This window comes from Flavonifractor sp. An10, assembly GCF_002161215.1.
GTDB lineage: Bacteria > Bacillota > Clostridia > Oscillospirales > Oscillospiraceae > Flavonifractor > Flavonifractor avistercoris.
The window spans coordinates 90,067-102,580 of record NZ_NFMB01000005.1; the positions used below are offsets into that span (position 1 = coordinate 90,067).

Consider the following 12,514-nt stretch of genomic DNA (forward strand, 5'->3'; position numbering starts at 1 on the left):
ATATGGAGAAACGGCGGGTACGGGTGCTGGCGGCCAGCTTTACGGCGGCAGCCTTCGCGGTGAGTGTGGGGTTCGGGGTGCAGGGCCATGTCCAGGCGGAGGACTACCGGCGGCAGCTGGACAACGGCTACCGGCAGGCCTTCACCGAGCTGACCACCGCCGCCGGGGAGCTGGACGCCGCCCTGGAGAAGGTGACCTACGCCACCACCCCGTCCCTGTTCGCCTCCCTGTGCGCCCAGGCCTACGCCAAGGCCCTGGCCGCCCAGACCGCCCTGGGGGAGCTGCCCTACGGCAACGTGGAGCTGGAGCAGACCGCCGCCTTCTTCGCCAAGGCGGGGGACTACGCCATGGCCATGGCCCGGGGGGCCAACGGGGAGGGCGTGTGCACCGACGAGAACCGGGAGACCCTGCGGGGCCTGGCGGCGGCGGCCGGGGCGCTGTCCGCCACCCTCCAGGCGCTCCAGCTCCAGCTGGACGGCGGGGCCCTCCATCCGGAGGACGTGGCCGCCGTGGAGGCCCGGCTGGCCGCCGCCCAGGAGGACGGGGAGCCGGTCACCTCCGGCTCCGCCTTTCAGACGGTGGAGGCCGATTTCCCCCAGGTGCCCACCCTGATCTACGACGGCCCCTTCTCCGAGCACCTGTCCGGCCGCACCCCCCAGATGCTGGAGGGCCTGCCCCAGGTGACGGAGGAGGAGGCCCGCCGGGCGGCGGCGGCCTTCGCGGGGCTGCGGGCGGAGGTGTTCACCCGCACCTCCGACGGGGCGGGAGAGCTGCCCGCCTGGGGCTTCTCCGCCCTGGCGGACGGCGGGGAGCTGTACGTGGAGATCACCAAGCAGGGGGGCCAGGTGCTCCAGATGCTCTCCTCCCGGCCGGTGGGGGAGGCCGCTCTCTCCCGGAAGGAGGGGGTGGAACAGGCAGCCGCCTTCCTGGAGGAGCACGGCTACCGGGATATGGCCCCCAGCTACTTCCTGGAGGGGGACGGCATCCTCACCGTCCACTTCGCCCCCGTCCTGGACGGGGTGTACTGCTACCCGGATCTGGTGAAGGTAGGGGTGGCCCTGGACAATGGGGACGTGGTGAGCTTTGAGGCTCACGGCTACCTGATGAACCACGGGGCCCGGGAGCCGGCCGCCCCCGCTGTCTCGGCGGACGAGGCGGCGGAGCGGGTGGATTCCTCCCTCACCGTCCTCTCCCGCCAGCTGGCCCTGATCCCCACCGGCGGCGAGTACGAAGTGCTCTGCCACGAGTTCAAGTGCCAGAACGCCGACGGGGGCCACGTGCTGGTCTACGTCAACGCCGCCACCGGCCAGCAGGAGCGGATCCTCCTGCTGCTGGAGGACGAAAACGGCACCCTGGTAATTTGAAACAAGCAGTTTGGAACGAGCGGTTTTCTCCAAAGGGATTGACAACGGGATATGACTGTGCCATAATAAGCGCCGATGAATCGTTAAAGTTTTAACGATGTCAAATTCAACCGATTACGGAGGTTGCAGTCATGTCCCGTTTCACCCTTCCCAGAGATATCTATTACGGCGCCAATGCGCTGGAGAACCTGAAAACCCTGAAGGGCACCCGGGCGGTGCTGGTGCTGGGCGGCGGCTCCATGAAGCGGTTCGGCTTTGTGGACAAGGCCCTGGCCTATCTGAAGGAGGCCGGCATCGAGACCCGTCTCATTGAGAACGTGGAGCCCGACCCCTCTGTGGAGACCGTGCTCAACGGCGCGGCCGTCATGCGGGAGTTCCAGCCCGACTGGATCATCTCCATGGGCGGCGGCTCCCCCATCGACGCGGCCAAGGCCATGTGGGCCTTCTATGAGTACCCCGACACCACCTTCGAGGATCTGATCACCCCCTTCAGCTTCCCCGAGCTGCGCCAGAAGGCCAGGTTCTGCGCCATCCCCTCCACCTCCGGCACCGCCACCGAGGTCACCGCCTTCTCCGTCATCACCGACTACGCCAAGGGCATCAAGTACCCCCTGGCCGACTTCAACATCACCCCCGACGTGGCCATCATCGACCCCGCCCTGGCCGAGACCATGCCCGCCAGCCTCACCGCCCACACCGGCATGGACGCCCTGACCCACGCCATCGAGGCCTATGTGTCCACCCTGCACACCGTGTTCACCGACCCTCTGGCTCTCGAGGCCATCCACATCGTGGCGAAGGATCTACTCAAGTCCTACCACGGCGACATGGCCTGCCGGGAGGAGATGCACTACGGCCAGTGCCTGGCCGGCATGGCCTTCTCCAACGCCCTGCTGGGCATCGTCCACTCCATGGCCCACAAGACCGGCGCGGCCTTCTCCACCGGCCACATCACCCACGGCCTGGCCAACGCCATGTACCTGCCCTACGTGATCGCCTACAACGCCAAGGCCGACGGCGTGGCCGAGCGGTACGCCGACATCGCCCGCACCATGGGCGTGGTGGGCGACACCACCGCCGAGCTGGTGGAGGGCCTGCGCGCCAAGATCCGCTCCATGAACGACGCCATGGGCATCCCCAACACCCTGAAGGACTTCGGCATCCTCGAGGACGAGTTCAAGGAGAAGCTGGACGCCATCGCCGCCAACGCGGTGGGCGACGCCTGCACCGGCTCCAACCCCCGTCCCATCGATCCCCCCACCATGGCCAAGCTGTTCACCTGCATCTACTACGGCCAGGAGGTCGACTTCTAAATCCCGAGATCCATCCATCCTCCATACATACCAGAGGGGCGCGGTTCGTAAGAACCGCGCCCCTCTGGTGTTTTTTTCAGTTTTCCGCCCTGTCAGGGGGCGGAAGAACTCCGGCGGGTAGATGTCCCGCCAGCGGGCGTAGTCCGCCGAGGCGCGGCCCCAGTCAAAGGGTCTGCCGTGGTCGATGTGGGACAGCTCCACGGCTCACAGCTCCTTGGCGTAAAAGAAGTGGCCGTACTCCCCCACGGCGGGCTCCAGCGCGCCGACGCGGCGGTAACCCCGCTTCTCATAGAAGCCGGGGGCCTGGAAGGAGAAGGTGTTCAGCTCCACCCGGCGGGCCCCCTGGCGGGCGGCGGCGGCCTCCACCTGATCCAGGATACAGCCGCCCAGGCCGGTGCCCCGGCAGTCCTCCGCCACCCAGAGCACGTCCACAAAGGCCAGCTCCCCCATGCGGAAGGCGTCACAGCCCCCCACCACACGGCCGTCCGCGTCCTTCACCGCCAGGGACAGATCCCCCGTGTCGGGGACAAATTTCCGGTTGTAGGCCCGCAGGCCGGCGTGGACGGCATCGTTCTCCGCCTCGCCGGCGGGCTGAAACACATATTGCCGCACGATTATCTCCTCCTGACTGGCGGACAGGCTCACAGATCAAAGGGCGGGCTGTCCCGCTCCTGGGGGACGGCGTCCCCCTCGAAGGGCAGCTCGTCGGGCACCGGCTCGGCGGGCGCGGCGTCCACCATGCCCTGCTTGAACTGCATCTCCTGCCACTGCTCCTTGGTGATGAGCACCTGCCGGGGCTTGGAGCCCTCGAAGGGGCCCACAACTCCCTTCTCCTCCATCTGATCCACCAGCCGGGCGGCCCGGGAGTAGCCCAGCTTGAGCCGCCGCTGGAGCATGGACACGGAGGCCATGCCGGTCTCCACCACCACCTCGATGGCGGAGGGGAGCAGCTCGTCGTACTCCTCCCCCACCTCCTCGGGGGCGGAGCCGCCCACCCCCTTGGCGCCCTTGTCCTTCTCGGCGGCGTGCTGCTCGATGTCGTGGATGATCTCCTGGTCGTACTGGGCGGCGCCGCTGTTCTGCTTGATGAAGCCCACCACGGCGGCCACCTCCTCGTCGGAGATCAGGCAGCCCTGCACCCGCTGGGGCTTGCCGGTGCCCAGGGGGAAGTAGAGCATATCGCCCCGGCCCACCAGCTTCTCGGCGCCGGTGGTGTCCAGGATGATGCGGGACTCCAGGGAGGAGGCCACCGCGAAGGCGATGCGGCTGGGGATGTTGGCCTTCATCAGGCCGGTGATCACGTCGGCGGAGGGCCGCTGGGTGGCGATGATCAGGTGCATCCCCGCGGCGCGGCCCATCTGGGCTACCCGGCAGATGGACTCCTCCACCTCCTTGGCGGCCACCAGCATCAGGTCGGCCAGCTCGTCGATGACGATGACGATCTGGGGCATCTTCTCCAGCTCGTCGGAGCGGGCGGCGTGGGCGTTGTAGGACGCCAGGTCGCGCACGCCGATCTCGGAGAAGGTGCGGTAGCGCTTCATCATCTCCACCACCGCCCACTGGAGGGCGCCGGCCGCCTTCTTGGGGTCGGTGACCACGGGTATGAGCAGGTGGGGGATGCCGTTGTAGATGCCCAGCTCCACCATCTTGGGATCCACCATGATGAGGCGAACCTCCTCGGGGGTGGCCTTGTAGAGCAGGGAGATGATCAGGGAGTTGGTGCACACCGACTTGCCCGAGCCGGTGGTGCCGGCGATGAGCAGGTGGGGCAGCTTGGCGATGTTGCCCACCACGTTGCGGTTGCTGATGTCCCGGCCCACGGCGAAGGCCACCTTGGAGGGGTTGTCCCGGAACTCTTTGGAGTCGATCACGTCGTGGATGGGCACCGGAGAGACCAGCTTGTTGGGCACCTCGATGCCCACCATGGAGATCTTGTCCGGGATGGGGGCGATGCGCACCCCCGTGGCCCCCAGGGCCAGGGCGATGTCGTCGGACAGGTTGGTCAGCTTGTTCAGCCGCACGCCCTGATCCAGCTCCACCTCATACCGGGTCACCGACGGGCCCCGGGTGACGCTGACGATCTCCGCATCGATGCCGAAGGAGTGGATGGTGTCCGCCAGCCGGGCCTGGTTGGCCTGGAGCTCCCCGGCCACCTCACTGCCCGACACCCCCTGCCCCTCGTGGAGCAGGGACACCGGCGGGTACTGGTAGGCGGCGGGGAGGCCCTCCTCCAGGTTGCGGGCGATGTCCTGGGCCACCTCGGCGGCGGCCTGGGCGGCCTCCTCCTTCTTCACCTTGCCCACCGCCGGCTCCCGCTGGATCTCCGGCATGGGGGGCACGGGGGCGGGCTCCGGCACGGGGGCCTCGGCCGCCGGGGCGGGTGCGTCGGGGGCCTCCGGCTCCTCCGCGGCCTCGGCGGGGGGCTCCAGCCCCTCCTCCCCCGCCAGCACCTGGTCGGGGGCGGGCACGGAGGGCTTCCGGTTGAAGAACCGCTCCTTCTTCTCCACCGGGGGCGGCTCCACCTTCTTGCCCACCAGGGGGCCCTCGTCCACCGGGATGTCGATCTGGGGCGTCTGGCGGCGCTGGGCAGCGCTCTGGGCCTCGGCGGCCGGGGCTGATGCCTCCGGCTCCTTCCGGCGGCGCTCCCGGGGGCGGGGCTCGGGGAGCTCCTCCTCCTCGTACTCCGCCCAGGTGCGCGCGCGCAGCTTGTCCACCAGCTCCACCGGCGAGATATGGAAGGCGGCCATCAGCAGGATGAGGGCCACCAGCACGAGGATAATCCCTGCGCCGATGGGGCTGAACACGGCGCTCAGCCCCAGGGCGGCCGCCCCGCTGACCACGCCGCCGCTCTGGAGGGCCTCCCCCTGCGTCCACAGGGTCTTCACCAGCGCCGCGTTCCACTCATAGGGCCCCTTGGCCAGAATCAGGTGGAGCAGGCCGCCGGCCAGCACCGGGGTGAGCAGGGCGCACCACACCCGCAGGCGCACCGGCCGGCCCCGGTGGAACAGGAGGATGCCGCTGGCCACCAGCAGCATGGGGGGCAGCAGCCAGTAGCCGTAGCCGATGAGGCCCTTCACCAGCCCGCAGAAGAAGTCGATGAAGATGGCCTGGATGTGGAAATATCCGAAGGCGGAAAAGATGGCCAGCAGCAGACATACCACCGCCCCCACCTCCCGCCGGATGGGCCGGGGCGCGGGGGCCTTCTTCCGGCTTCCCCCGGAGCGGGAGGCGGTGCCGGAGCGGCCGGAGGCCGCCCGGCTGCCGCCGGTGGTTTTCTTCTGTGTGGTGGCCATGCGATCAAATCCTTTCCGGGGCGATTGTCAGAGGCAGGGCGGGGGCGGGGACATGGCATACGGCGGCCTGCTCCCGCCTCCCCATCGGGGCCGGCGGCGCTGAAACCGCCCTTATGCCAGGATGCCGAACTTGACGATGCCGGCGATCAGGCTCCCCAGGCCCACCGCCCAGCAGTAGTACGCAAACTTGCCGAACTTGCCCTTGTCGGACAGGCTCTTGACCAGGCGGATGGCGAAGTAGCCCACCACGGCGGACACCGCCACGCCCACTAAGTAGACCGGCAGCTCCTCCATGGGGAAGCCGGCGGCCACCGCGTCCTTGATCTCCAGAATGTTGGCCCCCAGCACGGCGGGCAGGGACATAAGGAAGGAGAAGCGGACGGCAAAGGCCCGGTCAAAGCCCCGCATCATGCCCACGGAGATGGTGGTGCCGGAGCGGGACAGGCCGGGGATCACCGCCAGGGCCTGCCCGCAGCCCACGATGAGGGCGTCCGCCACGGTGGCGTTTTTGGCGGTCTTGTGGCCCTTGGCCATGCGGTCGGAGAAGTAGAGGACAAAGCCGGTGGCCAGCAGGGCGCAGGACACCAGGATGGGGTTGGCAAACAGGGTGCTGATGGCGTCATTGAGGAACACCATGACGAACAGGGGCAGGGTGGCCACGATGATCAGCAGCACCAGCCGCCGGGCGGGGGGCGGGGTGACGCCGGTGTCCCTCCTGCCGCACAGGGCGGCAATCCCCAGGAAGAACTCCCGGATCATGTCCACGATATCCCGCCAGTAGACCACGCACACCGAGATCAGGGTGCCGAAATGGAGCAGGACGGTGAAGAACATGTGGTTGGCCTCCACGTCCTCCATGCCGAAAAAGGCCTGGAACAGGGCAAGATGGCCGGAGCTGGAGATGGGCAGGAATTCCGCGACTCCCTGGATCAGGCCCATCAGAATGGACATCAGATAACTCAATGCTGTTTCCCTCCGTGTTTCTGTTTGGACGTGCATGTCCGGAAGGCGGCCCGGCCGCTGTGGGGACATACAGATTTATATTATCACAACCGGCGGGATATTTCCATCCTTTTCTGCCGCCGGGCACTCCGGGGCAAAAAAAGCCCCCGCCCTTCGGGCGGGGGTGGAAAATACGGCTGTTACGCATAGAAGGCGTGGGCGCCGATGGTGGCCACATAGGGCCGGTTCCGGGAGGCCCAGCTTCCGGGCGAGGTCACGGGATTGACAAAGTACAGGGCGTTGCCCGCGGTGTTGGCGCCGTCCAGGCAGAGCTTGGCGGCGACCACGCTCTCGGCGTTGGGGGTGCGGCTCAGGTGGCCGCTGCCCGCCGGGGCGAACTGGTTGGGCTGATAGATCACGTCGGCCACGGTGTTGGGGAACAGCGGGCTGGCCACCCGGTTGAGCACCACGTTGCCCACGGCGATCTTGCCCTCCAGGGGCTGGTTGCCGCTCTCGGCGTAGATGAGCCGGGAGAGGAGATCCAGATCCTCCGCGTCATAGTAGCTGTCCCCGGAGACAATGGGGCCGGAGGCCGCGGTGATGTTCACCGTATTGGTGGCGCTGTCCCACACCGCCTCGGCCCCCAGGGCCTGGCACAGGGTGCGCACCGGCACCAGAATGACGCCGTCCTCGCTCCGCACGCCGCCGGGCACATACAGGCAGCGGCCGTTGGCCTCGATATACTTGGCGCCGGGCTTGAGGTACATGGTCAGACCCTCGGCGGCCACCTCCGCGCGGCCGTTGGCCCACACTGCGGTGGCGTCGGGATAGAGGGCAAACAAAATGGCCCCGTAAGAGACATAGGTGGTGCCGTCCTCCGCATAGCTGCGGACGTCTTCGGCCAGGGGCGTTCCGTTGACCGTGAAGCTGACGCCGCCTTCGGCCGCAGCCGCCTGTCCGGCCAGAGCAAAGCACAGGGCCAGGCAGAGCAGGGCACTCAGGGCTCGTTTCTTCATATCCAAGGTTCCTCCTGTTACAATCTGTTACGGTTTGTTCTCTGTTTTGTAACCGTATTGTAACCGATTCTGTACCAAAAAGTCAAGAAAAACTTTTGTCGAGTTCCCGCTATCCATTGTGGCTCTAAGGATATTTCTTCGTCCCCATTTTGGTTTACAGAACATTTTCCGCCTCTTTCGACCTTCCGGCGGCAACAAATAATAACAAAAAGAAACACGTCCGCACCCATCTGCGGACGTGTTTCCGGCGGCTATTTGTAAAACCAGTGGCTGCCGATGGTGACCACGTGGGTGCGGTTCTCCATGACCCAGTGGTTGGTAGCCAGGGCCGGGGCCAGGAAGTAGAGGCTCTCCCCCGCCGTGTTCGCCCCCGACAGGCACAGGCGGGCCGCCTCCACGCTCCGGGCGGACGGTTCCTGGTAGATGGTGCCGTTGCGCACCGGGGTGAACTGGCCGCCCCAGCGGTCGTCAAAGATCACCCCGTAGATGGTGTCGGGGAAATCGGCGGACGCCACCCGGTTGAGTACCACGTTGCCCACGGCGATCTGCCCCTCCAGGGGCTCCCCCCGGCTCTCGGCGGAGATGATACGGGAGAGCCAGTAGAGATCGTCTCCCCCCGCTGTCTCTGTGGTGTCGGCGGAGGCCCCGCCCACCACGGAGACCGCGCCGGTGGCGCTGTTCCAGTGCACCGAGGCCCCCATGGCCTCCGCCAGAACCCGCACCGGCACCAGGGTTCGCCCCGCGCTCAGATGCACCCCGTGGGGTGCGGCCAGCGTGCGGCCGTTGGCGCGTATGTAGGTATCCCCCGGCCTGGCGGTCACCTCCAGGCCGTCGGCCCGGATGGCCGCCCGGTCGGTCTCCCAGGCCACAACGGCGTCGGGCCGCAGGGCCTCCGCCACCGCCCGCAGGGGCACATAGGTGGTATTCTGGTGGACATAGCTGCCGGCGGCCTCCACCGGAGCCCCGTTGACGGTCAGGCTTCCCGCCGGGGAGGCTGCCGCCGCCTGGGCGGTCAGAAGGGCGGCCAGGGCCGCCGCAGCCAGGATTTTCTTCATAATTTCCACTTCCTTTCTAGGCTTTGTAACCAGATTGTAACCGGCGGGGGTGCGGCCTGGCAAGGCACAATATTTTCCTTTATTCAAACTTTTTTTACTTTCCCCCTTGACGAATCCGAAAAAACTGCTATAATAATCTACGCTGTCCGCCGCGAGGCGGATGAAAGTAGAGCAATCCGCCATGGAGAGATGGCTGAGTTGGTCGAAGGCGCACGATTGGAAATCGTGTAGGCGTTGATAGCGTCTCGAGGGTTCGAATCCCTCTCTCTCCGCCAAAACCGCAGTCCTTTGCTTGCAGGGGACTGCGGTTTTTTATTCTCGAAACTGCATGTGTGGGATCTCCGCAGGCGGGACCGCCCCCCTGGATGGCGTAGCTCTGCTCTCAGGGCGCAAATTCCCGTACAGGCGTCATATACAGAAAGGAAGAGAACGTGATTCCAGATCACGTTCTCTTCCTTAATATGTTATATACATATACTATATTTTTACTTTTTTATGGGTATCAGATCGTCCACTCGCTGTGAATCAGCCCGACCAGATACCAGTCCCCCTCACAGGGCGCCAGCACCACCTTCAGGGAGCACCAGTCAAAGCCCTCCTGGCTCTCATCCAGGCCGGGGAAATGATACTCCACAAAGCGGTCGTCCGGATAGGCGGTCAGAACGTTCTCCAGGGCGTTGCCCTGCATGAGCACCTCGTCCACCCCCTGCTCCGGCGCGGAGGCGTAGTCGGCGTTATAGACATAGCGGTCAAAATACTCCGTCCCGGTGAGGCGGATAGGCTCCCCGATGCCGTCCTCCAGGCCCCAGGTGTATACCTCCTCGTCCGATTCCAGGGAGGACACCTGCTGCGGGAGCAGCACCCGGTCGCAGTCGGAGACCGTGGAATAGGGCGTCAGGGTCACCCCCCGCTCCGGATGAACCAGGCGGGAGAGGGCCTGGAAATCTCTGTCCGCCAGGGTTTCCAGCACTCTGGCCGCCCGCTCCAGCAGGCGGTCGGTATCGGGCGCGGGCTGAGTCCCGGGCGTGCTGACAGCGGCAGACGGGGACGCGGGCACGGACGGCGCGGCGGCCAGGATCGCCTCGGCAGGCGTGGCGCCCCGGGCCATGGCCTGGGCCGCGGAGGATATCCCGCTGCCGAACAGGGCGCCCAGCGCCAGTCCGCCCAGCAGGGCGATGACCACAAACAGCACCGCTCTCTTCAAGCTCCGTCCCTCCTTTCCCACAGGGTATGCGTTTCCGCCTATTTATTTTAGAGAGATCCGGCGAAAAATGCAACAACAAAAGGTTACAAATTGGCCTCCGGTTTGTCTATCTTGCAAACAGAGCGAAAATCGGCTATAATAGACAGGTACTGCAAGCCAATGGCAAGGAGGATATTATGCACGAGCACGAACGGCAGTTTCATATTCAATGTAAGGCGGGCGACGTGGGGCGGTACTGCTTCCTGCCCGGTGATCCCGGCCGCTGTGAGAAGATCGCGGCCTATTTTGACAACCCGGTGAAGATTCAGAGCAACCGGGAGTACACCACCTACACCGGCACCCTGCTGGGGGAGAAGGTGAGCGTCTGCTCCACCGGCATCGGCGGCCCCTCCGCGGTGATCGCCATGGAGGAGCTGCACAACATCGGCGCGGACACCTTCATCCGGGTGGGCACCTGCGGCGGCATCGCCCTCCAGGTCAAGAGCGACGACGTGGTGATCGCCACCGGCGCCGTCCGCCACGAGGGGGCCAGCCGGGAGTACGCCCCCATCGAGTTCCCCGCCGTCTCCGACTACCAGGTGCAGGAGGCCCTGGTGCAGGCCGCCAAGAACCTGGGCAAGCCCTGGCACGCCGGGGTGGTGCAGTGCAAGGACTCCTTCTACGGCCAGCACAGCCCCGCCCGCATGCCCGTGGCCCAGGAGCTGCTCTACAAGTGGGAGGCGTGGAAGCGGCTGGGCGTCCTGGCCTCCGAGATGGAGTCCGCCGCCCTGTTCTGCTGCGCCGCCGCCCTGGGGGTGCGCTGCGGCTCCTGCTTCCACGTGATCTGGAACCAGGAGCGGGAGGCCGCCGGCCTGGATCAGACCGAGAGCCACGACCTCACCGCCGCCCTGGACGTGGGCATCGAGGCCGTTAAGCTGCTCATCCAGGCCGACCGGGCCAATCAGAACTGACACGACGAAAACGCCGGCACAGCTGTGCCGGCGTTTTTGCGTTCTTCTGTAACTTTCCGGCCGGGCCGGTGTTTTACCAGCAGAGAAAGGGGGCGGGCCGATGGAGGACTTTGGGGCGGTGTTCCGGGACTACTATCAGCGGGTGTACCGCTTTCTGCTGGCCCTGTCGGGCAGCCCTCACCAGGCCGAGGAGCTGGCCCAGGAGGTCTTTTACCGGGCCCTGCTGGCCCTCCCCCGCTACCGGGACGACGGACACATGTTCACCTGGCTGTGCACCATCGGCAAGAACCTGTGGCTCAACGAGTGCCGCCGGCAGCGGCGGCTGGAGCCTCTGGAGGGTCAGGAGGGAGCGGCGGACGGCCCCGAGGCGGAGGTTCTCCGCCACGACGCCCGACAGGCCCTGCGGCGGGCGGTGCTGGAGCTGCCGGAGGAGTACCGGGACGTGGTAATCCTCCATGTCTACGGCGGCGTGCCCCTGCGGGAGCTGGCGGAGCGCCGGGGCAAATCGGAGAGCTGGGGCAAGGTCACCTTTTACCGGGCCAAGGCGCTCCTGCGGGAAAAACTGGAGGGATGGACATGAGTCAAATCACCTGCGGCGTGGTGCGGGATCTGCTCCCGCTCTATGTGGACGGCTGCTGCGGCGCGGACAGCCGCCGGCTGGTGGAGGAGCACCTGGCCGGGTGCCCGGACTGCCGCCGGGCCAGGGCGGACATGGCCGGGGAGCTGCCGCCGGCGGAGGGGGCGCCTGTCCCGGAGGCGGAGCCCGCCCGGGCCATGAAAACCGGGCTGAAAAAACTGCGGCGGCGATGGGCCCTCTCTTTGCTGGCGGTGCTGCTCATCCCCCTGCTGGGGTGGCTCACCTGGAACCAGGTGCACGGCACGGGGCCCTGCTTCACCAATTTCCATGAGCGGATGCTGGCCGACGGCTTTGTACGAACCCTGGCGGCGGGCGACTACGAGGGGGCCTTCCACCGGCTGGAGCTTGACGAGCTCTATCAGGATTTTTCCGGTGACAGCCGGCTGGACAGAGCGGATCTGTCCGACTTCGAGTCCCGGGCCCAGGCCTTTTTCCTGGACAGTGCCCGGGCCCTGGAGGAGGCCGGAGGCATCACCAGCTGGCGGTATCTGTCCATCCAGCGGACTGGCAGCGGCTATACGGTGCAGTACGCCGTCACAACGGGGGGACAGGACTACTCCCTTTCCGTCGATGCCTCGGACAGCGGGGTGCGGCACTTCTCCGGCGGCAGCGGCTACATTCCGGAGCCGGATCCGCTCAGGGCCCTGAGCCTCTGGAGCGAGTCCCTGTGGCAGGACTATGCGGGCTGCTATCTGGATCCCGAGACGGGGCGGTATGTATGGGAAGAGGAATAGCAGCAG

At 66.4% G+C, this 12,514-nt stretch carries 11 protein-coding genes and 1 tRNA gene; 6 read left to right on the forward strand and 6 right to left on the reverse strand.

Annotated features, from left to right (window positions below; all coding sequences use genetic code 11):
* The first annotated feature begins 2 nt into the window (after positions 1–2).
* Together B5E42_RS10115 and B5E42_RS10120 are read left to right on the forward strand one after the other, a co-directional pair.
* Positions 3–1,364, forward strand: a complete 1,362-nt coding sequence (locus B5E42_RS10115; RefSeq protein WP_087239261.1) for a PepSY1/2 domain-containing protein — start codon at positions 3–5, stop codon at positions 1,362–1,364.
* 131 nt (positions 1,365–1,495) lie between these two features.
* Positions 1,496–2,677 (forward strand): iron-containing alcohol dehydrogenase, encoded by a 1,182-nt coding sequence (locus B5E42_RS10120; protein ID WP_087239263.1) that lies wholly within the window; start codon positions 1,496–1,498, stop codon positions 2,675–2,677.
* A 204-nt stretch (positions 2,678–2,881) separates the two neighbouring features.
* Here B5E42_RS10120 and B5E42_RS10125 read toward each other — a convergent pair whose 3' ends face one another.
* The 5 genes from B5E42_RS10125 to B5E42_RS10145 form a co-directional block, all read right to left on the reverse strand.
* Complete coding sequence (locus B5E42_RS10125; protein WP_162613963.1) at positions 2,882–3,289, reverse strand: GNAT family N-acetyltransferase; 408 nt, start codon at positions 3,287–3,289, stop codon at positions 2,882–2,884.
* A 29-nt stretch (positions 3,290–3,318) separates the two neighbouring features.
* The gene (locus B5E42_RS10130) at positions 3,319–5,970 is read right to left on the reverse strand and encodes a DNA translocase FtsK (RefSeq protein WP_087239267.1); all 2,652 of its coding nucleotides are present in this window, start codon (positions 5,968–5,970) and stop codon (positions 3,319–3,321) included.
* Between the two features lie 111 nt (positions 5,971–6,081).
* Positions 6,082–6,933, reverse strand: coding sequence for an undecaprenyl-diphosphate phosphatase (locus tag B5E42_RS10135; RefSeq protein WP_242967092.1), 852 nt, complete (start codon positions 6,931–6,933; stop codon positions 6,082–6,084).
* Positions 6,934–7,112: 179 nt separating this feature from the next.
* Complete coding sequence (locus B5E42_RS10140; protein WP_087239269.1) at positions 7,113–7,928, reverse strand: cell wall hydrolase; 816 nt, start codon at positions 7,926–7,928, stop codon at positions 7,113–7,115.
* A 251-nt stretch (positions 7,929–8,179) separates the two neighbouring features.
* Positions 8,180–8,983: a cell wall hydrolase gene (locus B5E42_RS10145; protein ID WP_087239270.1), complete on the reverse strand. Its 804-nt coding sequence runs from the start codon at positions 8,981–8,983 to the stop codon at positions 8,180–8,182.
* A gap of 183 nt (positions 8,984–9,166) precedes the next feature.
* Here B5E42_RS10145 and B5E42_RS10150 point away from each other — a divergent pair.
* Positions 9,167–9,258: transfer RNA gene (locus B5E42_RS10150), tRNA-Ser, on the forward strand.
* 227 nt (positions 9,259–9,485) lie between these two features.
* Here the strand turns inward: B5E42_RS10150 and B5E42_RS10155 are convergent.
* On the reverse strand, positions 9,486–10,187 hold the full coding sequence (locus B5E42_RS10155; RefSeq protein ID WP_087239272.1) for a hypothetical protein: 702 nt from the start codon (positions 10,185–10,187) through the stop codon (positions 9,486–9,488).
* A gap of 176 nt (positions 10,188–10,363) precedes the next feature.
* Here B5E42_RS10155 and udp point away from each other — a divergent pair, with 176 nt between their 5' ends.
* The 3 genes from udp to B5E42_RS10170 all read left to right on the forward strand — a co-directional run bounded on the left by udp (position 10,364) and on the right by B5E42_RS10170 (position 12,508).
* Positions 10,364–11,137 carry a uridine phosphorylase gene (udp, locus tag B5E42_RS10160; RefSeq protein ID WP_087239274.1) on the forward strand — a complete coding sequence of 258 codons (774 nt, stop codon included), beginning with the start codon at positions 10,364–10,366 and terminating at the stop codon, positions 11,135–11,137.
* Positions 11,138–11,237: 100 nt separating this feature from the next.
* Entirely contained in the window at positions 11,238–11,717 is a 480-nt protein-coding gene (locus B5E42_RS10165; RefSeq protein ID WP_087239276.1) for a sigma-70 family RNA polymerase sigma factor, read from the forward strand.
* Positions 11,714–12,508 carry a zf-HC2 domain-containing protein gene (locus B5E42_RS10170; protein WP_087239279.1) on the forward strand — a complete coding sequence of 265 codons (795 nt, stop codon included), beginning with the start codon at positions 11,714–11,716 and terminating at the stop codon, positions 12,506–12,508. Before B5E42_RS10165 ends, B5E42_RS10170 begins: the two co-directional genes overlap by 4 nt.
* Positions 12,509–12,514 lie beyond the last annotated feature (6 nt).